A 26164-nucleotide genomic window follows, 5' to 3' on the forward strand; every position below is an offset into this window, starting at 1 on the left:
GAAATGAGGTGGTCCCAGCGGACATGGTTTCGACCCCCATCCCTCCAGAGGGCCCCACAACGGGAAGGGGCCCGCGCTTGCCCGGGCCGCATTACGCGGCTCGGCCTGGTCTTGACCCGGGGCACCCCGCCGCGGTTGGAGGGTTGCCGGCCAGCTAGCCGGGGACTTGACGCTGGCACTCTTGACCTGAACCAAAGCATCGCGCACGTCAGAAGCGTTGTCACGCTTTAGAATCGCGCTGAGTTTCATTCCGAGGGGGCTGGACCGCCTGCTCAGCTCTGGGGCCAGATCACCTGGTCCGGCAGGCACAGGCTGGCTGAGCGGGTGGTCGGTACCGGTCCGGTGCCGGGGGCGAAGGTCCATTGGGAGATCGGGCCCGCGGCCTTCCACTGCAGGACGCCCGCGGCGTCGGACACCACCTGGTACACCTGCTCGCTGCCGTCGACGAGCTGGGTGCCCACGCAGTAGTCGTTGTATTCGGTGCCCGGTTGCTGCGCTCCGGCACTGAAATTGCCTGCGGGCTGGGTGCGGGAGCCCGGATTCGCCACGTTGCTCGGCGCGTCGACGACCGTGCCACGGCGCCACAGCGGTGCGCCGCGCTGATCGGTGCCACACGTGAATTCCCAGCCACCGGCTACCACCGTCGCGCCCTGTGCGTGGCCTGTCCCTGCCCAGAGACAGTCGACGGCAGGCGCCGCGGTTGCCCGGCCGGTGGCCACACCCAGCAGACCCAACGCGGCAATCGCGGCAACCGAGACGGCTACGCCGCGTCGTAGCCCGGTGGCACGCGGCGGAGTAATGCTTGATCGGCGCTTTTGCGGTGCGTCCTGAGCGAGCGAATCGGTTTCAACAATGAGCATGTCCCGACGATAAAAATCCGCGACCTGCCACAACATCCCGCCAGAGCGCCATTCTCCGGCAATACCGTGGTGCTAGGGGTGTGGCTCCAGAGCTGGGGACAACTCCTTACCCGAATGCCCCTGCGCCCCTAGGGAGGTAGCCGCGGTGTCAGAGCCCGCGGTCAGGTTGATGGAGTCAGATGTGCTCTGCTAGCGTGAAATTTTGCCAGATGATTGCTGAGGTGTCGGTGGCGGTATAGTCCAAGCAAGTCGATCGAACCCCACTGCCGATCCGCGCAAGGACGGGAGTCATGATGCGAAGCATTCTGAAGTTTGCGGCAGTATCGATCCTGCCGACGTTCGCGTTGGTCATACCCGCTGGTCCAGCATCTGCGGACCCGATTTCTTTCGAACCCGCCCACATCGACGCAGGGCCGGGATGTGCGGGAACGGTCACCGCTGAGGTCTCGGCCAGTCAGGGACAACAAGCCCGCGAGTTCGCGGATTTCATAGATAGCTCGGCACGAGTGACGGTGAATTTCGCCGCTGACGCCCCCAGCAATCCCTTTGGCTCGTTGTCCGCCGCGCCGGGCGGCGGAAACAACTGTGCCATCTCCACAACCGTCACGATGCGCAACCTGGATACCGGCGCGAGCACAACCGAGACCCGCACAACTCAGTACGACGGCCATTATGGCTGGAACGCCGCCTTCTTTTCGCTCGACGGCTCCGGCCGCGTCGCTGTCGAGGTGAGCACCAACCCCAACCCGTCCGAGCTGATCATCGACGTCCCCACACCTTTCTAGCCTGACGGGACGCCGATGGTGGCCGATCGTCGATCGCGTTCAGCAACGTGAGCCGACGGTCGGTTCGGCCGACTCGAGATGCCGGGTGGTACCGCGCAGCCGCGTCAGCCCCCACAAAGCCAATGCGCACAGAGAGTAGGCAGCGCCGAGCCAGCAGGATGCTGCCCATCCCCAGGCGGTGTACGTCCAGGTCGTCGTGATTGCTCCGATGGCGGAGCCGAAAGAGTAGAAGGCCATGTAGGCGCCGATGACGCTGCTGGCGCGGTTCGGATGGGCGGTGGTCAGCAGATGCTGGCTGCTGACGTGTACTGCTTGGACGGCGAAGTCGAGCAGGATGATGCCGATGACGAGCAACCACAGGGTGGTTTCGATTCGGGCGATGAGCAGCCAGGAGCCGGTGAGCAGCGCCAGGGACCAGCCGGTGATCGGTTGCGCGTGACCGGTATCGGCCCAGCGTCCGGCGCGGGCCGCCCCGAGGGCTCCGGCCACGCCCGCCAATCCGAGCAGGCCGATTTGGGTGGTGCTGAGGTTCCATGGCTCGGCGCCGAGGGGGAGGGCGAGCCCGCTCCAGAGGGTTCCGAAGGATGCGAAGAGGAACAACGCGATCAGGCCTCGGCTCAGGAACAGTCCATCGGTGCGTGCGAGCCGCCCCATCGACGCCAACACCTGCGTGTACCGCGCGCCCGGAGTCCTGACGTCCGGGGCGAGTTTCGCGCGGACGGTAACGGCGAGCGCAATGCACAACATGGCGAGCAGCCCATACACCGACCGCCAGCCGAGCTCATCACCCAGCACGCCAGCAAGGACGCGAACGCCGAGTATGCCTATCACGACACCCGAGGTGACCGCGCCGATGTTGCGGCCCCGCTCGCTCGGCCCGGAGATGGCGGCGACATAGGCGACGGTCACCTGCACCACGACCGCGAACACCCCCGCGACAACCAAACCCACCACCGCGACGACACCGTTCGGTGCGCCCGCCACGATCGCCGCACCCACACCGGTGAGGATCAGATGTCCGGTGATCAACCGTCGGCGATTCACCACATCACCGAGCGGAACCAGCAGGACCAGTCCGATCAGGTAGCCGATCTGTCCGGCGGCGACCAATCCGCCGAGCAACCCGGATGTCAGCCCCAGGTCATCGCCCGCCGCTTCCAGGATCGGCTGAATCGCGTAGATCGTCGCCACCGCCACAGCGGCCACCAGCGCCAGGACGAATCGCTGCGAGGCCTTGATCTCTGTCGACACGACACCCTCCATCAGTAGCAAATTGCAACCAATTCAACGTAGGGCATAATGGTTTCAAATTGCAACTGAAAGGGAGGAGATGTCATGTCCACGGCCCCCGGCTCCGGCCGCGAGTGGACTGATCCCACCTGCCCCGTCGCGCGAACCGTCGACTTGGTTGGCGACCGGTGGAGCTTGTTGATCGTGCGCGACGCGATGGACGGCGCGGCCGCGTTCACCGAGTTTCAGCAGCGGCTCGGGATCGCGCGAAACATCCTCGCCGACCGCCTCCGCAAGCTCGTCGACCACGGCATCCTCACGCCGACCGCCGCTCCCGGCGGCAAACGGCACACCTACGAACTCACCGAGGCCGGGCGGGATCTCTTCACCACCATCGTGGCCCTGCGGCAATGGGGCGAGCGCCACGCTTTCACCGGCAACGAAGCTCACTCGACACTCGTCGACTCCGTCGGTAGCCCGGTCGCCGAACTGCGCCCAGAAACCCGGGACGGAAAGCCCGCCACCGCGATTACCACCCGAGTTCGCAAGGTGGGAGAGGCATGACCTCCGGCGTCGCAGCGGCTCAGGTTGCGGGAGCGTCCAATTCGAGCGCGGCTCGAGTGGGTGTCGATCGCGGCGTCCGGCAGTTCCTGGATCGCCACGGGCGAACCCGTCCCGTGGTAGGTCGCCAGCACGCCGGGTCCGGACTTGCGCAGGTAGTGTCGTAGTACGTGGAGTCCGCAGTGGTACTGGTAACTGGTTCTTCTGGTGTGGTCGGAGCTGCGGTCGCGCATGAAATGCACACGGCGGGTTGGCAAGTGCGCGGCTGGGACGTTCGCCCAGGGCGGTGGACCACCCACCACGGCGACTTGCGCGATTCGCAGCTTCGGGCACAGGCCGTGCGGGGCGTGGAGACTGTCGTACACACGGCCGCGCTACACGCTCCACATGTCGGCCACGTTCCCGATGACGAGTTTCGCGCCGTCAACGTGGACGCCACCGCCGCCCTGCTCGAGCAGGCGGCCGAATGTGGTGTCCGGCGAATGGTTTACACCAGCAGCACCTCGGTGTACGGGCACGCACTGGTGCCCGATGACCGCGCGGTGTGGGTCGACGAATCACTGGAACCGCGGCCACGAGACATCTACGACGAAACCAAGCTCGATGCGGAAACGCTTCTCAGGAAGGGTGATCACCCACCGACGACGATCGTGTTGCGTATCGCCCGCTGTTTTCCTGAAACACCCGCCATCCAGGCCGCGCACCGGCTCTACCGCGGAGTCGACGTCCGCGACGTAGCCCGCGCGCACCGACTGGCCGCGGAACACCATCAGGTAACCGGTGCATTCAACATCGCTGGGCCGATGCTGTTCCGCCGCACCGATACACAGCAGTTGTGGCGCGATGCGCCGCCACTGCTCGAACGACGGGCGCCCGAGATCGCTGCCTTGTTCCGCCAACAAGGCTGGCCACTGCCCGCCACCATCGACCGCGTCTACGATTCCGGCAAAGCCCGTCGGCAGCTCGGCTACTCGCCCGCCTACGACGCCACAGCGCTCGCGACGAAGCGCCCTTCCGGCCCGCAGCGGAACAATTAGCGGTTCATGGGATTACGGGCTGAGTACCGGGACGATCACTTCGCTCAGCACCTGCCGGAGGTCGCCTACGGGCGGCAGCGCGATGGAGCTGGTGAGCATGCGGAATATCCATTCGGCTATCGCCTCGGGGTCGCGCTGTGCGAGGAGCCCGATTTGCATTCCGAGAGTGATTGGTGGGGCGAATCCGGCGATGAACTGATCGCGTGTCGATGCCAGGTTGGTGGCGAGTTTGACTGCAGCGGAGTCCATTTCGTCAGCCAATAGTTTCGCTACAACAGGGTGCGCTCGAACATATTCGATAGTGTCGGCCATCAGTTCCACGATCAATCCCGGCCACGGCGGTTCCCATTCGCGCTGGGTGAGGATTATCAGGAATCGATCGACCTCTCGTGCGAACAGTAGGCGCGAGATCGCGTCGACGGTGCCGATCTTGCGGTAGACCGTAGCCCGGTTGTAGCCCATCTCATTGGCGACGTCTTGAACGCTGGTGCGCGACAACCCATATCGAGCGAAGCATCGGGCCGCCGCGTCGAGATACGGGTCCAGCTCAGGTGGTGGCGGTGGCGGCATCCCCTCGAAGATCGCGGTCAGGATCGGCGTGCGGTACCGCGATTTCAGCTCCTCCGTCGACAGCGACGGCTTGTTGTTCGACATCGCACCAGCATAGAGCGCGCAGGCGACAGAACGACAAAAGTGTCGCCAGTTGTGCATTGTCTCTGGTGTGCTTACGCTCGGAGATCCGGAGGTTCGACAGGTTCGCAAAGCGGGACTGTCGGTCGCTTATCCGGATTGCCCACTGGGACAAGGGAGTTCGTATGGACGCGATAGTGCGCGCCCTCGGCGGCAAAGGCGTGGTGGCGCTAGACCTGGCCAACGCCCCACGTAAGGACGACGGCTATTTCGGGCCGGGGTCGGTCAGTTGGCGGGTCTATCAGAATCCGATGGTCATCGGTCTCGCCGGACTCCTCGGATCGATCATCGCGATGCTGGATCCGATCGGCGCGGCCGGTGTGGCGCAGAACAGCAGCTACATGAGCGATCCACTGGGGCGGATTCGACGCAGCAATGCCTATTTCATCGCCGCGGTATTCGGTGACACCGAGACGGCGGAGAAGGCGGGCCGGGATCTGTTTCGTCGCCATTCGCACGTCAACGGAGTTGTGCCCAGTACGGGGGAGTCGTACCGCGCCAACGATATCGAGGCGTTGAAGTACACCTATATCACCGGGTTTCCCTGTCTGTGGGATTGCTACACCGCCTTCAGCGGCGACAAGCCGACCAACGCCGATGAGCGTCAATTCTGGGACGAACACGTCGTCGTCGGCGAACTGCTGGGAATCCCGCGTGGTGTACTGCCCCGGACACCGGAACTGGTGGCAGCCTGGGTGCGCGACGCCGAGGAAAACATCATGGCCTACACCGAACCTGCGCAGGAACTGGTGGACTACTTCCTCCATCCACCTCTGACACCCGCCTGGCCGATGGCAATGGTGAATCCGTTCCTGCGTGCGGTGACCTGGGTGGCGCTATCGCAGATGCGGCCAGGCGCCCGCGAAGTCACCGGCATACCCGAAATGAGAGTCCGCACCGCGGCAGTGACACCGTTCGTGCGCACAGCCGCCGCGCTGGCCGGACTGCCCGTGATCGACGACCTGGTGGCGATCGGCGGGTACGAGGCATGGGGCATGCGGCACAACGCAAAACGCCGACATCCCGGCACGGGACGAATCCCGTACGACCGCGACCTCGGATTGGCGCTGCAGCAGGGTAAGGGCGGCACCCTCACCACTGCACAGCCGACCGTCGGCGAGCCAGGGCCCCAACAGGTGACCCGATGACCCGAACAGACGTGATCGCTCACGAACCTCTGCTCGACGACCGCCACTACCACCACACACTCAGCGAGTTCTGGACGGAAACCCATGCGCTGCTGGTGTTCCTACGCCACTTCGGCAGCACCTTCGCCTACGACCAAGCCGACGTGCTGAACCAGGCGTCGGCGGAATTGCAAGCGGCGAATATTCGCCCCGTCATGATCGGTGCCGGAACACCACGGGCCGCAGCGTACTTCCGACGGGTATCCAACACACAAGTACCGGTGTTGGCCGACCCCACCCTGACCATTTACCGCCGACTCGGCCTCCGCCAAGTCTCGCTCGCCTCGACCACACCACGGGTTCTCAGGCGATGGTTAAGCAGCAATCACACCCGAATCTCGCTGGCAGACAAGGATCACGGCCGACAACTCGGCGGCTCGTTCCTCATCGACACCACCGGCACAGTCCTCGCCGAACGTCGATCGACCCGCCCTAGCGAAGTCGCCGACATCGCCGCTATCCACCGGTACCTGGCCATCTCCCGAACCCGATCCGAAAGCGCCGAGCACCCAGCGGTTTCGGACCGCCGGGTGCCGCGGGCATCGGGTCAGCGGGTGGTATAGCCGCCGTTGGCGAAGATCGTTTGGCCGGTGATCCAGCCGCCGTCGGTGGCGAGGAATTCCACCAGCGGCGCGATGTCCTCGATACTGGTGAGGCGACCGCCCATGGCCTGGGACTTGTGGAACTCCACCCGCTCCGGAGTTTCCTGCGGGTAGAAGAACGGGGTGTCCATCGGGCCGGGGGCGACATTGTTGACCGAGATGCCGCGCGCAGCGAACTCTTTCGCCGCGGCGCGAGTGAAATGCTCCACCGGTGCTTTGGCGCCTGCGTAAGTGGAATAGCCATCGGTGAACGCCGCGAGCAGCGAGGTGACAACGGTGACGATCTTGCCACCGTCGTTGAGTCGTTTGCCCGCTTCCTGGAGGAAGAAGTAGGCGGCTTTGGCATTGATGTCGAACATCGAATCGTATTCGGTTTCAGTGGTTTCGATGATCGGCTTGCGCAGTACCTTGCCGACGGTGTTGATCGCGATGTCCACCGACCCGAACGCGTCGACGGCGGTGTCGAACATCCGCCGGACGTTCGCGGGCACGGTCAGGTCGGCCTGAAACTTGACCGCCTTGGCGCCCGCGGCTTCGATCGCCGCCACGGTCTTGTCGGCATCGGTCTCGGTGCCGGCGCTGTTGTAATGCACCAGCACGTTGGCGCCACGTTCGGCCAGCGAGGTACTGATCAGACCGCCCAGGTTCTTCGCGCCCGCGGCGACGACGGCCGACTTGCCTTCCAACACAGTGCTCATGATGAGGGTCCTTCGCTTCGATTCGGAGATCTTCCGAGGTCGACGCTAGGGCCGCCTATTACAAATAGGAAACAGAACTTTTTGGTCTATCTACAACTATTGGTTGTTAACTTGAGGTCTGCGCGGGACGAGAAGCGCGGCGACCGCCCGGTCATTCGTGTGGCATCGGCAAGCTCGAACCTGGGTTGTCACCGGTGGTGAGGAGGTCGCGGATGGCCGATCGAGTGTGCGGCAGCCACACGGCCTGCACCGGGGCCAGCGGCGGATCGGCGAGGTCGATGACCTCCACCGCGCCGCCGAGCGCGGCACCGGGCGGCGCGGTAACGAGGGCGACGGCGTCGGGGTAGTCGAGCACGGCGGAGGCAGGCGTCGTGCCCTGGATCCGGTTCACCACCAGCGTCGGCTCGAAACCCGCACGGCGGCAAGTACTCAGAATGAAATCGGTGTAGAACGACTTCCCCGGCGGAGCCCAGACGACGATCCGCTCGTCATGCAGATCCCGGATGGCAACGGTAGGGCGCCCGGCGAACCGATGACCGCGGGCGACGGCGATGCGCAGCGGGTGATAGGCGATCACCGCGGCGGCCAGCGTGGCGGGGACCGTGATCCCGCGCCGTAGAGCCAAGTCGACGGTGCCATCGAGGACGGCCGATTCGAGATCCCGCGGAAACATCTGCACGGCCGTGACCGACACGTCCGGCATCCCGGTGCGCACCGGCTCGAGCACGCCGTGCACCTCCTCGGACGTGACCGCCGGAGTGTGGGCGACAACGAAGGGCCGCCGTTGCGTGGCCGCTGCGTCACGGACCTGCCGGGCCAGCACCTGCCCGGCCGCCAGCAAGACCGACGCACCCTCGCGCAGCGCCTCCCCGGCGGCCGTGAGGCGGACCTGCCGACCGGTGCGGTCGAACAGCGTCACGCCCAACTGGGCCTCCAGCTTGGCGACCGAACTGCTGATGGCCTGCTGGCTCAGATGCAGCCGCTCGGCAGCCCGGCTGAAGCCGGAGTATTCGGCGACACACAAGAATTGCTGCAGCCGCCGCGCGTCCAACGGCTCGTCGCTGGGCGACACGGCAGGATTGAGCATGCGCGGCATGCTACCGGTAGCTACAAGCAGCAATTGTAGGTAGCTAGATATTTACTGTTTCCGATAGCTGAGTCGGAGATCTACCTTCGAAGAACGGCGTACAACCAGGAAGGCGCCGACCCCGGCGCCGGAAGTGGAGACCGCATGAGCCGCACTACCGTCATCATCATTGTCGGATTCGTCGTCCTCGCCGTGTTCCTGCTCGTGGGCGCGGGGTTCGGGCGCCGCGGGATCCGCCGGGCGACCGAGGATTTCCTTCTTGTATGGCTTGCGCTGGTCAGCGGCAACATGGCGGTCGGCGTGATCGATGAGGGCTATGGCGTTGTCGAGGAAATCCCGTTCTGGATCCTGAATTTCGTACCCGCCGCCGCTGTCGCGGTCTTTGTCCGCTACCTGGTGCGCGACGAGCGCCCCGCAGTGACAGCGGGATAGGCAGACCCGGACGTTTGCTCGCCGAGGCGTGTCCGGGCGGGCGGTGCGGGGTGTTTGCGGCATGCTTTCACGGGTGAATGAGACTGAGCGTTCTGATGGCGTGACCAGTGCGGTTGCGCACCGTATCAGGCCGATGGTCGGGCGTGATCCTCGGGAACGAGGCAGGGCTTCCTCGCCGCTGGAGTTGTTGCTCGATCTGACGTTCGTGGTCGCGGTGGGGACTGCAGCGTCGCAATTCGCGGAGATGCTGGCGGAAGGGCGGGTCGGCCCGGCGATTGTCGCGTTCGTCTTGGCGATGTTCGCGATCGTGGTGGCGTGGTTGAATTTCAGCTGGTTCGCGTCGGCCTTCGACACCGACGATTGGCTATACCGGGTGCTGACGATGCTGCAGATGGTCGGCGTGGTCGTCTTCTCCCTCGGGTTGCCTGCGATGTTCCATTCGGTTGGGCATGGAGAGCGGCTGGAACTGCGCCTGATGGTGATCGGGTACGTGGTGATGCGGGTGGCGATGGTTCTGCAGTGGGCACGGGTGGCCCGGCAGTCCGCCGCGTTCCGTGGTGTTGGGATAGCGAACATTCGGTGGATCGTGATCGTCCAAATCGGTTGGGTGGTCGTCGGATTCGTGCATATGCCGATCGGTGCGGTCTTGGTGGCTGTGGTCTTGCTCGGGTTGTTGGAACTGTGCCTGCCGCTGCTCACCCAGGGGGGCGCGGCCGGGACGCCATGGCATCCGCATCACATGGCCGAGAGGTACGGCCTGTTCGCGATCATCACCCTCGGCGAGGGCGTGGTCGGCACCGTCGCCTCGTCGTCGGGTTTGCTCGGGGGCGAGGACGGGATGCATTGGTCGGCCAACGCGGTCGCTGTCGTCGTGGCCGGTGTCGGATTGACCTTCGGTATGTGGTGGGTGTACTTCGCGACGCCGTTCGGTGAGGTGCTGGCGCGTCGTCGGCGCCGCGGATACCTCTTCGGATATGGGCACATTCCCTTGTTCATCGGCATCGCCGGTGCCGGTGCGGGCCTGCATGTCGCGGGTCTGTACCTCGAACATCACGCCGAACTCGGCGAACTCGCGGTGGTGCTTTCGCTGTCGGTCCCCGTCGGCCTCTATCTGCTTATGGTGTACCTGCTACACACGGTGCTGCTGTCCGCGGTCGATCGATTCCACCTGCTGTTGATCGGCCTCACACTGGGCCTCTTGATTGCGGCCGGAGTGCTATCCGCGCTCGGTGCCGGAATAGCGGTATGCCTGATCGTGGTGATGCTCGCGCCATACGTCACGGTAATCGGCTACGAAACAGTCGGACACCGGCACCAGCAGCAGATGCTGACCGAGCTCGGCGACGCCCGTGAATAGCGCTTGCCCCACTGGGGGGCGGCGACAGATGGCGGTCCATGAACGGATCTCGCCTCCGGACCCGGCGCTACGCTGATGACGACATACCGGGGCGCTGCCGATTTCGCTGATCGCGAGAGTCGGCGCAGCAGCTTCGTTCGTCCGATTGCTGAGTGTGAGAAGGGAAGTCGCGGGATGCTGTTGCCATCGACCGAGCGGGCATTGTTGCATCGGGTCGCCGTTGAGCAGGCGGAATATCGGGTGCCCTCGCTGATCGCTGCCGTGGTGCGGGACGGGCAGCTGGCATGGTCGGGCGCCAGGGGGCGGGTCGAGGGGAGTCGGCCGACCATCGACACGCAGTACCGCATCGGGTCGATCACCAAGTCGATGGTGGCCACCGTGGTGATGCGGTTGCGCGACGAGGGCAAGCTCGACCTGGCCGACCCACTGGCCAAACACGTGCCCGGCGCGCCGCTGGGGGACCGGACGGTTGCCCAGCTGCTCTCGCATACCGCCGGCCTGCGCGCGGAATCCCCCGGCGACTGGTGGGAGCGCACCGAGGGTGGGGATTGGGCCGAACTCGCCGACAGCCTGGATGGCGATGCGGGCAGCAAGGCGCTGTTGCATCGGGCGGGCCGACGGTTCCACTATTCCAACGTCGGCTTCGCCGCGCTCGGCGAGTTGGTCGCCCGGTTGCGCGGACAAAGCTGGTTCGAGGCACTGCGCGCCGAGGTGCTCGCCCCGCTGGGCATGGGCCGGACGACGGTGTTGTCCGCTGCCCCGCACGCCGCCGGCTGGGCGGTGCACCCCTGGGCGGACGTGGCACTACCGGAGCCATCGCACGACAACGGAGCGATGGGAGCGGCCGGTCAGCTGTGGTCGACGGTGCACGACCTGGCCCGCTGGGCGGCGTTCATCGGCGGCGACACCGGCGATGTGCTCGCGGCCGACACACTGGAGGAAATGCGCGCGCCGGCCACGGTCGCGGACGGCGACGAGTGGGATTCCGGGTACGGACTCGGCCTGCAGTTGCAGCGCCGCAAGGGCCGTCGGCTGGCCGGTCACACCGGGGCCATGCCCGGCTTCATCGCCACCGTCTGGGCCGACCCCAAGGACCACACCGGCGTGCTGTTCCTGTCCAACACCACCTACGGCGGCATCCGAGGCAAGCTGACCGACGCGATGCTGGACATCCTCGCCGAGCACGAACCAACCATTCCCGAGGAATGGCTGCCCGCACCCACGGTGGACCCGCAGTTGCTGGCGCTCACCGGAACCTGGTACTGGGGCACCGCCTCGATCGCGCTGCACCTGCGTGCCGATGGCCTGCTAGAGCTCAAGGCGCTCGCGCACGGCGGGCGGGAGTCCCGGTTCCGCCCGGAGGCCGACGGCTCGTGGACCGGACTGGACGGCTACTACGCCGGTGAGCGCATGAACGTCGTGCGTGGCTCCGACGGCGCGGCGCAGCGCCTGGAACTCGTGAGCTATGTGTTCACCCGAGCGCCCTACGAGCCGGCCGAGCCGATCCCCGGCGGGGTCGACCCGGCGGGCTGGCAGGCTCGGAGATAGACACTACTTCGGCGCGGGCGGGTTCCATCGCCTCGCCAGCTCGTCGAGTCGATCGCGGATTCGCCGAATCCGTTTGGTGGGTGACGTTTTCGGAGAGAACAGCGAAACCGACAGCGGATTCAGTGGTGTCTGCGTGGGCTGTGGGACATGGCCGGATTGCAGGACGCCGCCGAGCTCTGGCCCGTACCCCAGATCGACCGCGATTCGGTCGGTCCGGTATTCGGCGCGGGCGACCAGCGGCCGCAGCGCCCATGCCGCGACCTCGGGAACGAGGCGCAGCAACAACGCCGGTGCGAGGCCAACGATCACGGTGGCCGCCGCGACTGCCGGGCAGGCGACGAGGACCCTGGTGAGCACGGTCCAGCCGACGGAGAAGATTCGGGAGCTCCGCGCGGGCAACCGTTGCGCGATCGTGTCGCCGACGGCGATCAGATCCAGACTCGACATCAACGTCCGCTCGATCCCGACCACCGGAAAGTTGTAGTTGCGAAACACCAACTGCCAGAAGGCCGCTCGTCCCTGCACTCGTTGCGCGAGTTGATGAGCGAGCACGGCTTCCAACTCCCGCGGCTCGAGTCGCTGCAGTGATTCGGGAGATGTCGTGATCATTCGGCCGGGCGTCACCAATTGCCGATCCGCCTTCTGTACCCACAGCGTGTAGGACGAGGCGGGCACGTCGGCCTGGCGCGCGACGTTCTCCCACGCGGTGATCAGCGTGCGCTGTTCGTCGGACGTAGGCTCCCGCAGACCGTTTATTCGCAACATCCAGCGATGTTCCGCGCCTCGGAAAGACACCGCACTCCAGGCGGTGCACAGCAGAAACCAGGTCGCCGCCAGCACGCCCCGAACACCGACGCCGAGCGCGAGGCCGAATCCGTAGAGCAACACCGTCATCAACGCCGCGGACGGTATCGCGGCCAGCAGCAGCACGATCCACGCCCGCACCCGGTCCGCGACCGACCGACGGGCAACCGCAGTTCCGCCTGGGTAATTCGCCTTCGCGATCACTTCGGAGGTCATGCCCGACGGTACAGCGGATTCCGGCCACGCCGCTGAACCGGCGGTGATCGCGCGATGGCCAACTACTTGCAGCTCGGGGCGTTGGTTGCTTGGCTGCATCAAATCTTGCTTACGTAAGCAAAAGCCGGTACGGTTTTGCTCATGCAAGCAAGAAGTGGCTCGAGCAAGCAAGTCGGGCGAACATTCACCGAGGCGGCTCGGCGCGCACAGATCGTCGACGCCGCGATCGAAGTGATCGCCGAGCACGGCCTGCCCAATACCTCGTTCGCGAAGATCGCGCAGCAAGCCGGGCTGAGCAGCACCGGCATGATCTCCTACCATTTCCGGGGCAAGAATGAGCTGATCCGCGAGGTAGCGGCCGAAATCGTGCGCGTGAACACCGATTTCGTCGTCGCCAAGCTCGAGCCCGAGGTCGGGTACACGGCCGGTCTGCGCGCCTACTTCACGGCCAACATGGCGTTGCTCGACGAGTATCCCCAGCATCAGCGGGCGCTCGCCAGCATTGTCGCCAATGCCAGGTCCGATGATCCGGAGCTGTTCGGCCTGATCGAGCACGTCGCCGAAATCGCCCGTGGTCAGGAGGAGTGGCTCCGAGAAGCGCAGCGGGCCGGGGAATTTCGGGCCTTCGATCCCGCGATCATGGCGCTGGCCATTCGGGCCGCCCGAGACGCGGCCGTCGCCCGCGCGGCCGACGATCCCGACTTCGACACCGTGGCCTGTGCCCGTGAATTGGGCGATCTCTTCGAACGCGCTGCCCGCGAGCAGTCGTGATTATTGGAGCCGAGATGAACTCACCGCAGACGCTTCCCGCCGACCGCACGCCGGAGCAGAAACGCACCGCAGCCCGCCGTCACCTCCTACGCCAGCTGACCTTGGAGTTGGTGCTCCCACTCGGCGGTTACTACGCCCTGCGCGCAGCCGGGGTGGACCCGTGGCTGGCGCTGATCGCGCCCGCACTGCTGATCGGGGGGTTACTCGCTTATTACGCGATAAGACAGCGTCGCCTCGACACGATCGCGCTGTTCACCCTCACCATGATCGTGATCGGCACGGTGATGACCCTGGTGACCGGAGACCCCCGCACGCTGCTGGTGCGCGACAGCTGGATTTTCGGCGTCATCGGCCTGTGGATGCTGGCCACCCTGTTGACCCCGCGCCCCTTCATGCGCACTGCCTCCCGCGCGATAGTCACGGCGAAGATCGGTGAGGAAGGCTACCGGCAGTGGGATGCCCGCTGGGACAACGATTCCCGGTTCCGCGGTCACCTGCGCGTGCTGACCGCCGTGTGGGGTACGGCCTTCGCGGCTGACGCGCTGGTGCGAGTAGTGCTCGCCTACACACTCCCGATCGATTCGGTACCGCTGGTGAGCACCTTGCAATGGCTCGCTGTCCTCGCCGTCGTCCTGATCTTCCACAACATCTACGTCACCAAACACGGACTGAAGGCCTGAGCCGCCATTGCGGCTGAACGTCGCCGACTTGGATTACTGTGGCGGCGTGGGGTTTGCCGAATATGGTCCAGGTGATGTCGTCTATTTTCCGGAGGGACCGTTCAGCGGTGTTTGCGGGGTCGTGCGAGAAGTCGACGCCCGTAGGGCCAAGCTGCGCATCGACTTCGGTGAGGGACTTGTCCATCGCGAAGGCGGGGTGCTGCGGGAGCGCTGACACAGTCTGACCGTCGATTTCGACGAGGTCGAGTTGGTCTAGAGGTGCGCTCCCGCTCAAAGCCTCCGTCGATTCCCCCTACTCATCGAAGTCCAGCCGCGAGGGGTCGCGAATCGTCCGTCAATGATGCGGCGGCACGAGTGCTCGATAATCGGTGGCAACGTTTTGAGGTGTCGGTTAGGGTTCCGCCCATGTGTATAGGCCCTGCGATGATCATGAAGCCCTGGTCGCTCCGCTGACGGCGGCGACCTGAAATCCAACTGAAGCCGCCGTCCGGGTAATCGCGCCGGGCGGTTTCGTGCTGTCCCGGCTCCATCCTCGAGCTGCGGAGAATCAGTGTCTATTTCCCATGTGGACCGAAGTCTGTCCACACCTTCACACCAGAACTTCTCGTCCAGGGACAATCTGCCTGCGGGAGCGCATGCACACATTCGAGCGACCTCGATCCAAGTGACTCTCGGGTCGCGACCGGTGCTGGCGGACGTCTCCGTCACGGTGTCGGCCCGCTCGCGTCTTGCCATTGTCGGGGAGAACGGGCGTGGCAAGACCACGCTGTTGCACGTGCTCGCCGGGCTACTGCAACCCGACAGCGGTACCGTCAGCCGGGTCGGCACGATCGGTGTTGCTCAGCAGGCCATACCTTTTCGTGAAGGCGAGACCGTCGGCGCACTCGTCGCCGAGACCATCGAGCCCGCCGTGCGGGCATTGCGAGAACTCGACACTGCGACGATCTTGCTCGCCGACGGAGCGCCGGAAGCCGACGACGCCTACGCAGCGGCCTTGGACACCGCCACCCGGCTCGATGCCTGGGATGCCGAACGCCGCGTCGACATCGCGCTGGCGGCGCTGCACGCGTGCACGGACCGAGAGCGCCCATTGGCGACACTCTCGGTAGGGCAGCGCTATCGAGTTCGGCTGGCGTGCCTGCTCGGAGCCGCACACGACATCCTGCTGTTGGACGAGCCGACGAACCACCTCGACCGCGACGGATTGGACTTCCTCACCGACCGCCTGCGGACCCACTCGGGCGGGCTGGCCATCGTCAGCCACGACCGCGCACTCCTGCGCGATGTCGCCGACGAGTTCCTGGATCTGGACCCGAGCCAGGACGGACGTCCGCAACTGTTCGCCGGCGGCTATGCGGGCTGGCAGGAGGGCCGTCATCGGGCTCGCGACCGGTGGGAACAGGAGTACGAGGACCAACTCGCCGAGCGCACGCGGCTGCGGGAAGCCGTCGCGGGTGCCCGCGACCGGCTCAGCACCGGTTGGCGACCCGACAAAGGACATGGCAAGCATCAGCGCCAGTCCCGAGCGCCAGGCCTGGTCCAAGCGCTCAAACGACGCCAAGCCGAACTCGAGGCACACACCGTCACCGTGCCGGAACCACCCCTGCGACTGCGGTTCCCCGACCTGACCGTCCGTCCCGGAACGCCGCTGCTTCGCTGCGACAACATCACCGTGACCGGCCGACTGGATTCGCCCGTCACACTGTGCCTGGAGGCGGGTGAACGCCTGCTGGTCACCGGTCACAACGGTGCGGGTAAATCCACCCTGCTCGCCGTGCTCGCCGGTGAGTTGGAACCGTCCACCGGCAGCATCCACCAGCACGGAGCTGCCCGAGTCGCCCTGATCGGCCAAGAAGTTCCGGCCTGGGAGCCCGAGCTGACCGCGCAGGAGCTCTACGACCGCCACATCCGAAGCCTCGCCCTGCACAACAACATCGAACCCCTACCACTGACATCGACAGGTTTACTGGAGAAGCAATCGCAACGCACCTCCGTCGGCAGACTGTCTCAAGGGCAGCAGCGCAGACTTCACCTCGCGATGCAGCTCGCCGCCCGCCCGATGGTGCTGCTCTGCGATGAACCCACGAACCACCTCTCGGTATCTCTGGTCGACGAACTCACCGCCGCACTATCGGAAACTCCGGCCGCCGTTGTCGTGGCCACCCACGATCGGCAGATGCTCACCGACCTCGCAGCGTGGCCCCACCTTTCGCTGGCATCGGAGGCCGTCGACGACGAGGAGCCGTCGTGACTATTTTTCGACCTCGGAAACCCATTTAGGTATGTGCACAACGACCGACCGACAAAGCTGGGCGAATGTTGATAGCGGAACGATCTCACTCCGGTGTCTACTGTCACCTGTCCGTGTTCGGATGGGCTGGGTCACACGTGGAGATGAGGGTGCATGTTCGGGGTTCGTGAAAAATTAATCTGGGCGGCGGTGCCATTGGCGGTGCTGTGCCTGGTGGCGTCCAGTGCCGGTGTGGCCGCGAGTGATCCATACCCGACATTTCCGCCGGATCAGAATCAATTGCCGCAATTGCCATCCGAGCCGCAGCTCTATGATCTGCTGCCGATTCCAGTGCCTGCCGAGGACCCCTGGTACAACGATCCGGCGGACCTGGCCTCGTACGCGCCGGGGCAGATCATTCGCTCGCGGACCGTGCAGACCCGGATACTCGGCATTCCGTTCCCGGTGCACACCAAACAACTGTTGTTCCGCAGCAACGACATTCGCGACAATCCGATCGCGACCGCCACCTCGGTGATCACGCCGGGCATTCCATGGTCGGGCAGCCCGCGCCCGGTCGTTTCGTTCCAGGAGGCGATCGACTCGACCAACTCGGCGTGCAACCCGTCGTACACGCTGCAGGTGGGCACCATGAAAGAAGCGGCGCTGGCGCAATTCTGGCTGGCGCAGGGTTTCGCGATCAACGTTCCGGACTTCGACGGCAAATTCAATACCTTCAATACCTTCGACGAGGGCAAGATGGTGTTGGACAGCCTTCGGGCCATGAAAAACGATGCGGCACTGGGCCTTACGGATTCCGGAATCGCGCTGTACGGCTACTCCGGTGGCGGCTCGGGTTCGATCCGCGCCGCCGAACTGCGCGAAAGCTACGCGCCCGACGTACGACTACTCGGCACCGCGATCGGCGGCACCCCCGGTGACCTCCAGTTGCAGGCACGGTACGCGACCGAACAGCAACCCGGGCTCGCCGGGATCAGCAACTTCACCATGTGGCTCGGCTTCGCCGGGTTGTCCAAGGAGTTCCCCGAAGAATTCGATGCGACAAAGCTGCTGAACAAGGAAGGTCAAGCGATTCTGCGGGATATGCAGAGTCGTTGCGTGTACACGATCGCGTTGTCCGGCATGTACCGACCCATCAGCGACTACTACCAGCCCGGCATGACCCTGGAATCCGTTCCCGGGGTGATGCGGGTGCTGCGGGAACAGAGTCTGGGTCAGCATATTCCGGACAGCCCGATCTTCTGGTGGCACGGGATCTGGGATGAGCTGATCCCCGCGTCCGTGGTGCTGCCGGTGGTGAACGACTACTGGAACCGCGGTGCCGACCTGCGGTTCTACACCATGCCGCTACCCGAGCACATCGTCAACGCCGGTGCGGGCTGGCCGCCCGCGGTGGCCTGGATCAGTGCGGTCCTGCGCGGTCTGCCGCCGGGTCCGCGGTTCAAGGCAGACTTCCAGCTCCCCGGCTAGGCGAGTACAGACTTTTCTGAATACAGAAATAGCTGTATCGTTCGGGTGTGGACACCTTGATGCATCGTGACGCGCTGTCCCGCTTCGGGTACGCGCTGTCGGACTCGACGCGGACGCAGATTCTGCTGAGCCTGCGTACCGCGCCGGGCTATCCGTCGGAGTTGGCGGACCAGATCGGGGTGTCGCGCCAGATCCTGTCCAATCACCTTGCCTGCCTGCGTGGTTGCGGCCTGGTCGTCGCGGTCCCGGAGGGTCGCCGCAGCCGGTACGAGCTGGCCGACCCGCGGATCGGTCGCGCGCTGGACGACCTGGTCGGGCTGGTGCTCGCGGTCGACCCGGCCTGCTGCCCGGCCGCCGAGGCCGAGGAGTGCTGCTGATGTCGGAGCTCGGGATGCCGCTGGTCACGCTGGGGCCAAGCCCGGACCGGAAGGCGGTGCTGGCGAAGCGGATCCGCTGGTTCGTGGCCGCGACGATCAGCTACAACGTGGTCGAGGCGATCATCGCGCTGGTCGAGGGCACTCGGGTGTCGTCGACGGCGTTGATCGGCTTCGGTCTCGACTCGGTGATCGAGGTATCCTCGGCGGCCGCGGTGGCGTGGCAATTCGCCGGTCGCGACCCGGAAGCCAGGGAGAAGGTCGCGCTGCGGATCATCGCGTTCTCGTTCTTCGGCCTCGCCGCCTACGTCACGGTCGATGCGGTCCGGGCTTTGCTGGGGATAGTGGAGGCCCGGCATAGTCCGGTCGGAATAGGTTTGGCCGCAGTCAGTTTGGCTGTCATGCCAGTGCTGTCCTTGGCCCAGCGCCGCGCCGGGCGCGAACTCGGCTCCCTGTCGGCCGTCGCGGATTCCAAGCAGACCTTGTTGTGCACCTATTTGTCGGCGGTGCTGCTGGTCGGGTTGCTGCTCAACAGTTTGTTCGGCTGGTCGTGGGCCGATCCGATCGCCGCGCTGGTGATCGCGGTGATCGCGGTCAGGGAGGGCGCCAACGCCTGGAAGGGCGACACCTGCTGCCCCAGCCCGGTCGGTCGGGTATCCGGCACCGACAGCAAGACCGACGCCTGCGACTGCTGCGATTGAGTCATACCGGCCGGGGCCGCCGAATTCGACGACCCCGGCCAGGTATTCGGAACTATCGCAGCCGAGACTCGATGGCCTCGATGATGCGCGGCCGGAGTTCGGCGACGCTGATGACGGCGTCGACCGAGCCGACCTCGACGGCGCGCTGGATGTTGTGCACCCGGTCGAACTCCGCCGCTACCTCGCCCAGCTTCTCCGCGCGGACCGAGGAGCGAAGCTCATCGAGTTCGGCGGTCAACGTGCCGCGATCGGCACCGGAGGCAGCCGCCGCCCTGGCCTCCAGGTTTCGCACGCGCGGGTCGGCCGCGGTGCGGGCATTGACGTCACCGGAGAACACCACCGCCGCGGCGGGGGCGCCGCCGAGCACCGAGGCGAACGAACCCTCCAGGGCGAGCACGGTCATGTTCGGGTTGAGCGCCTTCGAGAACACCACGAACGCGCCGCCGTGGTACCGCGAGATCACGCAGAACACAATAGGCCCACGGAAATTCACGATCGCCCGGCCGATTTCGGCGCCGTACTCCAACTGCAGCTTGCGCATCGACTCCGGTGAGCCGTCGAAGCCGGACAGGTTCGCGAGCACCACCAGCGGCCGGTTGCCGCTGGCCGCGTTGATCGCCCGCGCTGCCTTCTTCGCCGACCGCGGGAACAGCGTGCCCGCGGTGTAGGTGTCCGGGCCGTCGGTGGGCGGGAAGCCGTGCCGCGGCACCGACTGCGACTCGATGCCGAGCAGGCACACCGGCATGCCGCCGAGGTGGATGTCCTGCACCACCGCGGTTTCCGCGTCGGCCATCCCGGCCCAGCGCTCCAGGGCCGGATGGTCCTGGTCGGACAGCGCCCGCATGATGGTCCGGATGTCGAACGGCTTCTTGCGGTCCGGATTCGCCGCGGCGGAAAACACTTCGCCGACGGTGCTGAAATCGGTGCCGACGACGTGCGGGAAATCGGAGACGTCACGGTCGAGCGGGTCGCTCGTGGTGGCCCGCCGCGGCGCACTCTCGCCGGGTGCGACGTAGGTGTGGTCGTAGTACGACATCAGCACGCCCCGTGCGGCGCCCAGGCTCGGCGCCCAGTACTGCGCCTGCCCGTTCGGGCCCATCACCCGGTCGTAGCCGCCGATGCCGAAGTTGTCCTCGGCCGAGACACCACCGGAGAAGTCGAGCGCGTCCTTGCCGGTGAGCACCATCGCCGAGTCCGGCGTCATCACCAGGATGCCCTTGGTGTGCATGAGCATCGTCGCTTCGGCGTTCCAGTACGGCTGCGCGCCGACGTTGATGCCCGCGACCACGATGTTGATCTCACCGCCGTCCTGGGTGAACTCGACGATCCGCTTGAGCGCCGCGGCCACCCAGTCCATGTTCTCGGTGCCCGATTCCATCGAGATCCGGGCGCCCGCGGACAGCGCGTACCACTCCAGCGGCACCTGCATCCGCTCGGCCAGGTCGAGTGCGGCGATGACGCGGCGGCACTCCGGCTCCGACAGCGCGCCCAGCGACTTGGTCGGATCGCCGAGCAGCACCACCCGGGTGACGCCCTGCGGGTGCCGCGGGGTCGGCGTGCTGACCACGCCCGCGACGATCGCCGCGCTGTTGCGCCCCTTCGGCCGATCGACCGGCACCAGCGTGTTCGTCGCGTCGAGGTCGTGCTCGACGAAATCGCCGAGCAGGGCCGTGAGCTCGTACGGGTAGACCGTGTTGCGGCTGCTCGCGCGCAACACCTGCTGCCGGTAGTCGTCGACGGGTTCGACCGGCGCGAGCGACGGCTCGCCGATGGTCAGCTCGGTACCGCCGGTGGCGTCGAAGGAGATGCGCACGGTGACCTTGGTCAGCTCGCCGGTCTCCGGTTCGCGCTGCCGCGCGATGAACAGGATCTCCTCCAGTCCGACGCCCGCGGTGGTCGGCAGCACGCGCTCGGCGATCATCTCCAACTCCGCGCGCGTGATCTCGCTCGGCGGCCAGACGTAGACCACGATCCGGTTGGTGTTGAAGCGCTTGCGCGACGGACGCAGCGCGTGCGCGCGGCGGATCGAGTCGACACAGGTGGCGATGGTGTTCTCGGCGGTCGGCAGCGCGAGCAGCCTGCCCTCGTGATCGCGCAACGCGGTCAGGTCGCGGACCTGTGCGAACACGATGAGTCGGTCGTCGGAGGGGTTCTCCCGCGCCACGCACTGGAAGAGGTAGACCTCCTCGTCCGAGGACGGCAGCCGGGTGAGGTCGAACTTGCTCAGCCGCTCCATTTGCATCCGCTGCGCGATATACGGGTGCAGGCCGCGGATCAACCGCTCCTCGATCATCCCGGTGGTCGACGGGCGGAAGGTGAAGTGGTGGTGCATCACCGCGGCGCCGCTGCCCGCGACGGTGGCGGTGATCCGCCGGACCCGGCTCGGCAGCGGCTGCGCGTTGAGCACCTCGTGCAGCGCGGCGACCATCGCGTCGAAGCTTTCCGGCTGCTTCTCCCAGGCGAGGTAGATGTCGGCGTCGATGTCGTCCTCGCCGCTGGCCAGCTCCGCGAGCCCGCGCAACGCGCTGCCGAGTTCGTCGAAGCTCACCGCGGCCGATACCACGCTCGAGCCGGAGCGCTCGGCGACCACGAAGGTGCAGCCCGCGACCTCGCGGGTGCGGACGGCGGTGAGTTCCTTGTTGCCGTAGTACCGCCTGGTCAGCACCTCCAGCATGATCGCGTTGTCCAGGTGGTCGCGGATCAACCGCTGGCCGAGCAGCCGCACCAACGGCTCGGTGCTGCGCACCATTTCGGCGATGCGCTGGGCGCGGTCCGGCGAGTCCGGGTGGGCGTCCAGGTGGCGCAGATGCTTGCGGACGTCGGCGTAGACCCGGGCGCGGTTGCGGCGCAACAGCGGCTGACCGAACCAGGCGAACACCACGCCACGCGCGAGGTCGGCGACCACGGGGAAGCGGACCTGAGTCGCGGCCACCAAGCGCTCCAGCGCGAAACCGGCGGGCTCGCGCAGCACCTCGTCCGGCGGTGGCTGCCGCAGCCAGGTGTTCAGCAATGTCGTGACAACGGTGGCGGCGGCCGCCGCGCGCTGCTGAGCGAGGAAGATTCGGAACACCGCGGCTTCGAGCTCGGGGGAGCGCTCCAACTCGGTGACACCGTAGTGCCCGAGCGCCTTGGCGAGCTTGGCCTGGAATGCCTCCGGCAGCCCGGCCCGCTCGACGTCGAGGCTTTGCAGGTAGGTGTGGAAGTACTCGCGGGCGCTGCGCACGTGGCCGTCACCGCCGTCTTCACCGGCGGGCCGGTTGCGGCTCAGCTCGGCGAGGTCGGCGAACACGTCGATGAGTTCGAGTTCCTCGGACAGCGGCCGGTGGCCTTCGTCGGTGGCGGCGCGACGCGCGGCCAGGTAGTCGTCGAGCACCCGGTTGTCGTCGTGCGGATCGACATCGAAGCCGAGCAGCAGACTGCGCAGGTCCTCCCGGCCGCGTGCGGTGCGTTCCCAGGCCGGGATCGGCCCCGGCGCGGCGGGCAGGTCGAGCTCGACGGACTGGGTGGCCGAGGTGTCCTCGGCTTCGGCGCCGTCGGCGAGCGGCTCCAGCCGCAGCAGCGGCGCACCGGTCTCCACCTGGGTGCCGACCGAGACGACGCATTCCTTCAGTCGCGCCCGGAACGGCGCCCGCAGCACCGTCTCCATCTTCATGCTCTCCAGTACCAGTACCGGCGCGCCCGCCTCGACCTCGTCGCCGACCTCCAGCGGCGTGGCGACGACCAGCGCGGGCGCGGGCGAGCGGACGACGCCGCCCTCGTCCCGGCTGACCCGGTGCGTCACCCCATCCACCTCGACCAGGTGGATCGGGCCATGTGTGCCGGTGAGCAGGCGGTACCGGACGCCGTTGACGACGATCTGCCCGGTATGCCGGTCGAAGCGGTCCAGCTCGACGTCGGCGGTGCGCACGTCGTCACCCGCTTCGACGCCGACCCGGAACCGATCCGCGCCGACCCGCGCGACGCGTACCCGATAGCCGACGCCTCGCAGCTTGACGTCCAACGGCCGGCCGCTCTGGTGCTGTACTTGCGGGCGTCCGCCGAACGCCGTCGACAGCAGCCGCTGCCGCTCGACGCGTTCTTCTTCCTCGTACGCCTCGATGGCGGCGGCCGCCAGCGCGACGGCGGAGTGCCGGTGCGAGACCAGCCTGCCTTCGCCGCGGACGCGGTCGATCCAGCCGGTGTCGGCGCTGGCGTCGATCACCTCGGGCTGATCGAGCAGGTCGAGCACGAAGCTCTTGTTGGTCGCGCCGCCCTCGATGATCACCGTGGTCTGCGCCATCGCCCGGCGCAGCCTGCCGAGCGCTTCGTCGCGGTCGTGGCCGTAGGCGATGATCTTCGCGATCATCGAGTCGAAATCGGCCGGGATGGTGTCGCCCTCGCTGACACCGGTGTCCACCCGGATGCCGGGCCCGGCAGGCAGATCCAGCCGGGCGATGCGGCCGGGGGAGGGGGCGAAGTCACGATCGGGGTCTTCGGCGTTGAGCCGTGCCTCGATGGCGTGCCCGCGCTCCACCGGCGGCTCGCCTTCGAGCCTGCTGCCGGAAGCGACCCGCAGCTGCGCCTTGACCAGGTCGAATCCGGTGGTGGACTCGGTGATCGGGTGCTCGACCTGCAAACGGGTGTTGACCTCGAGGAACGCGAACTGCTTGTCGCCGGGGTGGTAGAGAAACTCGACGGTCGCCGCGCCGCGGTAATCGACCGCGATGGCCAACCGCTCCGCCGACGCCTTCAGCTCGGCCGCCTGCGCCGGGCTGAGCACCGGTGACGCCGACTCCTCGATGACCTTCTGGTTGCGCCGCTGCACCGAGCAGTCGCGGACGCCGAGCGCCCATGCGGTGCCCTGGCCGTCGGCGATCACCTGGACCTCGACGTGCCTGGCACCGGTGACCAGCCGCTCCAGGAACACGATGCCGCTGCCGAATGCGCGCGCGGCCTCCTGACTGGTGCGCTCGTAGGCGTCGGCGAGGTCGGCCTCGTTGGTGACCACACGGATGCCGCGCCCGCCGCCGCCCGCGGTCGCCTTCAGCATCAGCGGGTAGCCGATCTCGGCCGCCGCGGCCAGCGCGGTGTCCAGGTCCTCGACCGCGCCGCGGCTCCACGGTGCGACCGGAACGCCGACCTCTTCGGCGATCAGCTTCGCGCCGATCTTGTCGCCGAGTTTGCGCATGGCGTCCGCGCTCGGCCCGACGAAGGTGACGCCGACCTTGTCGCACAGTTCCGCGAACGCCGGGTCCTCGGCGACGAAGCCCCAGCCGACCCATGCGGCGTCGGCCTTGGTCTCCAGTAGCGCGCGCTCGAGCACCTTCAGATCGAGGTACGGGCGCGCGGAGGCGGGACCGAGGTCGTAGGCGATGTCGGCCTCGCGCACAAAGGTGGCGGTGCGGTCGACGTCGGTGTGCAGTGCGACGGTTTCGATCGGCGTCGCGGTCTCGGCGGCAAGCTCCCGGACGGCGTGGATGAGCCGCATCGCGGCCTCACCACGGTTGACGATGGCGATACGGCTGAACAACTCGACAGCCCTTCCTCTCAAAGGCATTTAGCCCGCGCGGTGTGCGGCTTTATCGTGCGTGTCGACCCGGTCCCGAAGCCACCCCGGTGCGGGTGTGGCTCGAGCCAGCACGGTAGGACACTACGGATACCGACTCGAGCGTAAGGGTTTTCGCCGCGAACGCCCTGCCCGCAACGACGATACTCATCGGTAGCAGCGCAAATTCGATCTCCGGCGCCCGTAAACGGCCGGAATCGGCCGCATCGGAACAGACATTCCGATCGGCGAAACCGACATTCCGATCGCCGGACAGAGCCGGGACGCCAGCGGTCCCGTCCCGCCATCGGTAAGGCTATTGGCCTTGTCAACGTCGCGGACAGACCCGCGAAGGTGCGCCACCGGAACTGGGGGCCATCGATGATGTGCCGATTCGATTGGTGCCGTTGCCGGTTGCGCGATGATGAGCAGGAGTGACAGTCAGGGTGTGCTCGGCCGCGGCAGGGGATGACATGAGCGAAGCCGGTTCCTACATCATTCGCGGCGGGCGGCCGGGCCGGGAACGACTGCGCGTGCTGGCCGGAGTGCTGGCGCCGACGACGCGGGCGCTGCTTGAGCGGCTGCCGGTCCGGCCGGGCGACCGATGCTGGGACGTCGGATGCGGCGGCGGGGACGTGACGGTGATGATCGCGGACATGGTCGGTCCGGCGGGCCGAGTACTCGGCACCGACATCGATCCGGCCAAGGTCGCGTTGGCCCGCGCCGAAGCCTCCGCATATCCGCAGGTGGAGTATCGAGTCGGCAACATCATGGGCGGGGCACCGGACGGAACTTTCGATATCGCGCACGCCCGCTTTCTGCTCTCGCACCTGACCGACCCCGGCGCGGCGGTCGCGGCGATCGGCCGGGCTCTTCGGCCGGGCGGCATTCTGGCCGTCGAGGACGTCGACTTCAGCGCACTGGTGTGCTGTCCCGACCTGCCCGCGTTCCGCGCCTACCACGATCTCTACATTCGCACCGGTCGCTACCGAGGCGCCGACCCGCTGATCGGCCCGAGGTTGCCGCTGCTCCTGCACGAGGCGGGCTGCACTGACATCCATATCCAGATAAACCAGCTCGCCGAACCGGACCCGACGATCAAGTCCATCCACGTTCTCACCCTGGAGAACATCGCCGACGCCGCACTCCAGGCCGGGCTCACCAGCCCCGCCGAACTCGACGCAATGCTCACCGACCTCCGTGCGGCGGTGGACGACTCGTCGATGGTGCTGGCCGCACCTCGGATGGTCCAGACCTGGGGGCGAAAACCGCGATGAGTTCCGCCAGGCCGAGCAGGGG

The 26164-nt window shown here is 66.5% G+C and carries 23 protein-coding genes and 1 riboswitch; of the genes, 16 read left to right on the forward strand and 7 right to left on the reverse strand.

Annotated elements, in window-relative coordinates:
- Nucleotides 1-68: 68 nt before the first annotated feature.
- A riboswitch (SAM riboswitch) is annotated at nucleotides 69-187 on the reverse strand.
- Nucleotides 188-272: 85 nt separating this feature from the next.
- Nucleotides 273-860 carry a hypothetical protein gene (locus KV110_RS13915; protein ID WP_218476478.1) on the reverse strand — a complete coding sequence of 196 codons (588 nt, stop codon included), beginning with the start codon at nucleotides 858-860 and terminating at the stop codon, nucleotides 273-275.
- 290 nt (nucleotides 861-1150) lie between these two features.
- Between KV110_RS13915 and KV110_RS13920 the strand changes: the two genes are divergently transcribed.
- Nucleotides 1151-1645, forward strand: a complete 495-nt coding sequence (locus KV110_RS13920) for a hypothetical protein (protein WP_218476479.1) — start codon at nucleotides 1151-1153, stop codon at nucleotides 1643-1645.
- 39 nt (nucleotides 1646-1684) lie between these two features.
- On the opposite strand, the gene KV110_RS13925 is transcribed toward KV110_RS13920, so the two are convergent.
- On the reverse strand, nucleotides 1685-2896 hold the full coding sequence (locus tag KV110_RS13925; RefSeq protein ID WP_246634521.1) for an MFS transporter: 1212 nt from the start codon (nucleotides 2894-2896) through the stop codon (nucleotides 1685-1687).
- Nucleotides 2897-2980: 84 nt separating this feature from the next.
- On the opposite strand from KV110_RS13925, the gene KV110_RS13930 reads away from it, so the two are divergent.
- A complete protein-coding gene (locus KV110_RS13930; RefSeq protein ID WP_218476481.1) occupies nucleotides 2981-3439 on the forward strand; it encodes a winged helix-turn-helix transcriptional regulator in 459 nt (152 codons plus the stop codon).
- Nucleotides 3440-3618: 179 nt separating this feature from the next.
- Entirely contained in the window at nucleotides 3619-4473 is an 855-nt protein-coding gene (locus tag KV110_RS13935; RefSeq protein WP_281427821.1) for an NAD-dependent epimerase/dehydratase family protein, read from the forward strand.
- A 12-nt stretch (nucleotides 4474-4485) separates the two neighbouring features.
- Here KV110_RS13935 and KV110_RS13940 read toward each other — a convergent pair whose 3' ends face one another.
- On the reverse strand, nucleotides 4486-5127 hold the full coding sequence (locus tag KV110_RS13940) for a TetR/AcrR family transcriptional regulator (RefSeq protein ID WP_218476483.1): 642 nt from the start codon (nucleotides 5125-5127) through the stop codon (nucleotides 4486-4488).
- Between the two features lie 161 nt (nucleotides 5128-5288).
- Here KV110_RS13940 and KV110_RS13945 point away from each other — a divergent pair, with 161 nt between their 5' ends.
- Together KV110_RS13945 and KV110_RS13950 are read left to right on the forward strand one after the other, a co-directional pair.
- Nucleotides 5289-6311 (forward strand): oxygenase MpaB family protein, encoded by a 1023-nt coding sequence (locus KV110_RS13945; RefSeq protein ID WP_218476485.1) that lies wholly within the window; start codon nucleotides 5289-5291, stop codon nucleotides 6309-6311.
- Nucleotides 6308-6913, forward strand: a complete 606-nt coding sequence (locus KV110_RS13950) for an AhpC/TSA family protein (protein ID WP_218476486.1) — start codon at nucleotides 6308-6310, stop codon at nucleotides 6911-6913. Before KV110_RS13945 ends, KV110_RS13950 begins: the two co-directional genes overlap by 4 nt.
- Here the strand turns inward: KV110_RS13950 and KV110_RS13955 are convergent.
- Together KV110_RS13955 and KV110_RS13960 are read right to left on the reverse strand one after the other, a co-directional pair.
- Nucleotides 6898-7650 (reverse strand): SDR family oxidoreductase, encoded by a 753-nt coding sequence (locus KV110_RS13955; protein ID WP_218476487.1) that lies wholly within the window; start codon nucleotides 7648-7650, stop codon nucleotides 6898-6900. The genes KV110_RS13950 and KV110_RS13955 overlap by 16 nt on opposite strands.
- Nucleotides 7651-7801: 151 nt before the next feature.
- Nucleotides 7802-8737 (reverse strand): LysR family transcriptional regulator, encoded by a 936-nt coding sequence (locus KV110_RS13960; RefSeq protein WP_218476488.1) that lies wholly within the window; start codon nucleotides 8735-8737, stop codon nucleotides 7802-7804.
- Between the two features lie 144 nt (nucleotides 8738-8881).
- Here KV110_RS13960 and KV110_RS13965 point away from each other — a divergent pair, with 144 nt between their 5' ends.
- The 3 genes from KV110_RS13965 (at nucleotide 8882) to KV110_RS13975 (ending at nucleotide 12074) form a co-directional block, all read left to right on the forward strand.
- The gene (locus KV110_RS13965) at nucleotides 8882-9169 is read left to right on the forward strand and encodes a hypothetical protein (protein WP_218476489.1); all 288 of its coding nucleotides are present in this window, start codon (nucleotides 8882-8884) and stop codon (nucleotides 9167-9169) included.
- A 73-nt stretch (nucleotides 9170-9242) separates the two neighbouring features.
- A complete protein-coding gene (locus KV110_RS13970) occupies nucleotides 9243-10526 on the forward strand; it encodes a low temperature requirement protein A (protein WP_246634522.1) in 1284 nt (427 codons plus the stop codon).
- Nucleotides 10527-10700: 174 nt separating this feature from the next.
- Complete coding sequence (locus KV110_RS13975; protein WP_218476490.1) at nucleotides 10701-12074, forward strand: serine hydrolase domain-containing protein; 1374 nt, start codon at nucleotides 10701-10703, stop codon at nucleotides 12072-12074.
- Between the two features lie 3 nt (nucleotides 12075-12077).
- Here KV110_RS13975 and KV110_RS13980 read toward each other — a convergent pair whose 3' ends face one another.
- Nucleotides 12078-13094: a M48 family metalloprotease gene (locus KV110_RS13980; RefSeq protein WP_218476491.1), complete on the reverse strand. Its 1017-nt coding sequence runs from the start codon at nucleotides 13092-13094 to the stop codon at nucleotides 12078-12080.
- Nucleotides 13095-13235: 141 nt separating this feature from the next.
- Between KV110_RS13980 and KV110_RS13985 the strand changes: the two genes are divergently transcribed.
- The 7 genes from KV110_RS13985 (at nucleotide 13236) to KV110_RS14015 (ending at nucleotide 19341) form a co-directional block, all read left to right on the forward strand.
- Nucleotides 13236-13865: a TetR/AcrR family transcriptional regulator gene (locus tag KV110_RS13985; RefSeq protein WP_218476492.1), complete on the forward strand. Its 630-nt coding sequence runs from the start codon at nucleotides 13236-13238 to the stop codon at nucleotides 13863-13865.
- A 14-nt stretch (nucleotides 13866-13879) separates the two neighbouring features.
- On the forward strand, nucleotides 13880-14545 hold the full coding sequence (locus KV110_RS13990) for a VC0807 family protein (protein ID WP_218476493.1): 666 nt from the start codon (nucleotides 13880-13882) through the stop codon (nucleotides 14543-14545).
- 46 nt (nucleotides 14546-14591) lie between these two features.
- Complete coding sequence (locus KV110_RS13995) at nucleotides 14592-14759, forward strand: hypothetical protein (RefSeq protein ID WP_218476494.1); 168 nt, start codon at nucleotides 14592-14594, stop codon at nucleotides 14757-14759.
- Between the two features lie 363 nt (nucleotides 14760-15122).
- On the forward strand, nucleotides 15123-16796 hold the full coding sequence (locus KV110_RS14000) for an ABC-F family ATP-binding cassette domain-containing protein (RefSeq protein WP_218478451.1): 1674 nt from the start codon (nucleotides 15123-15125) through the stop codon (nucleotides 16794-16796).
- 153 nt (nucleotides 16797-16949) lie between these two features.
- On the forward strand, nucleotides 16950-18266 hold the full coding sequence (locus tag KV110_RS14005) for a lipase family protein (protein ID WP_218476496.1): 1317 nt from the start codon (nucleotides 16950-16952) through the stop codon (nucleotides 18264-18266).
- Nucleotides 18267-18313: 47 nt separating this feature from the next.
- A complete protein-coding gene (locus KV110_RS14010; protein WP_218476498.1) occupies nucleotides 18314-18643 on the forward strand; it encodes an ArsR/SmtB family transcription factor in 330 nt (109 codons plus the stop codon).
- A complete protein-coding gene (locus KV110_RS14015) occupies nucleotides 18640-19341 on the forward strand; it encodes a cation efflux transmembrane domain-containing protein (protein WP_393540724.1) in 702 nt (233 codons plus the stop codon). The genes KV110_RS14010 and KV110_RS14015 overlap by 4 nt, the downstream gene beginning before the upstream one ends.
- 52 nt (nucleotides 19342-19393) lie before the next feature.
- Here KV110_RS14015 and KV110_RS14020 read toward each other — a convergent pair whose 3' ends face one another.
- Entirely contained in the window at nucleotides 19394-24850 is a 5457-nt protein-coding gene (locus tag KV110_RS14020; protein WP_218476502.1) for an ATP-binding protein, read from the reverse strand.
- Nucleotides 24851-25338: 488 nt separating this feature from the next.
- Here KV110_RS14020 and KV110_RS14025 point away from each other — a divergent pair, with 488 nt between their 5' ends.
- On the forward strand, nucleotides 25339-26142 hold the full coding sequence (locus KV110_RS14025; RefSeq protein ID WP_218476503.1) for a methyltransferase domain-containing protein: 804 nt from the start codon (nucleotides 25339-25341) through the stop codon (nucleotides 26140-26142).
- Nucleotides 26143-26164 lie beyond the last annotated feature (22 nt).

The sequence above is a fragment of the Nocardia iowensis genome (genome assembly GCF_019222765.1).
Lineage (GTDB): Bacteria > Actinomycetota > Actinomycetes > Mycobacteriales > Mycobacteriaceae > Nocardia > Nocardia iowensis.

What these genes read in the sequence shown, in the direction of transcription:
- KV110_RS13915 (WP_218476478.1), bottom strand. Translation starts at nt 860, where the DNA reads ATGCTCATTGTTGAAACCGATTCGCTCGCTCAGGACGCACCGCAAAAG.
- KV110_RS13920 (WP_218476479.1), top strand. Translation starts at nt 1,151, where the DNA reads ATGATGCGAAGCATTCTGAAGTTTGCGGCAGTATCGATCCTGCCGACG.
- KV110_RS13930 (WP_218476481.1), top strand. Translation starts at nt 2,981, where the DNA reads ATGTCCACGGCCCCCGGCTCCGGCCGCGAGTGGACTGATCCCACCTGC.
- KV110_RS13940 (WP_218476483.1), bottom strand. Translation starts at nt 5,127, where the DNA reads ATGTCGAACAACAAGCCGTCGCTGTCGACGGAGGAGCTGAAATCGCGG.
- KV110_RS13945 (WP_218476485.1), top strand. Translation starts at nt 5,289, where the DNA reads ATGGACGCGATAGTGCGCGCCCTCGGCGGCAAAGGCGTGGTGGCGCTA.
- KV110_RS13950 (WP_218476486.1), top strand. Translation starts at nt 6,308, where the DNA reads ATGACCCGAACAGACGTGATCGCTCACGAACCTCTGCTCGACGACCGC.
- KV110_RS13955 (WP_218476487.1), bottom strand. Translation starts at nt 7,650, where the DNA reads ATGAGCACTGTGTTGGAAGGCAAGTCGGCCGTCGTCGCCGCGGGCGCG.
- KV110_RS13960 (WP_218476488.1), bottom strand. Translation starts at nt 8,737, where the DNA reads ATGCTCAATCCTGCCGTGTCGCCCAGCGACGAGCCGTTGGACGCGCGG.
- KV110_RS13965 (WP_218476489.1), top strand. Translation starts at nt 8,882, where the DNA reads ATGAGCCGCACTACCGTCATCATCATTGTCGGATTCGTCGTCCTCGCC.
- KV110_RS13975 (WP_218476490.1), top strand. Translation starts at nt 10,701, where the DNA reads ATGCTGTTGCCATCGACCGAGCGGGCATTGTTGCATCGGGTCGCCGTT.
- KV110_RS13980 (WP_218476491.1), bottom strand. Translation starts at nt 13,094, where the DNA reads ATGACCTCCGAAGTGATCGCGAAGGCGAATTACCCAGGCGGAACTGCG.
- KV110_RS13985 (WP_218476492.1), top strand. Translation starts at nt 13,236, where the DNA reads ATGCAAGCAAGAAGTGGCTCGAGCAAGCAAGTCGGGCGAACATTCACC.
- KV110_RS13990 (WP_218476493.1), top strand. Translation starts at nt 13,880, where the DNA reads ATGAACTCACCGCAGACGCTTCCCGCCGACCGCACGCCGGAGCAGAAA.
- KV110_RS14005 (WP_218476496.1), top strand. Translation starts at nt 16,950, where the DNA reads ATGTTCGGGGTTCGTGAAAAATTAATCTGGGCGGCGGTGCCATTGGCG.
- KV110_RS14025 (WP_218476503.1), top strand. Translation starts at nt 25,339, where the DNA reads ATGAGCGAAGCCGGTTCCTACATCATTCGCGGCGGGCGGCCGGGCCGG.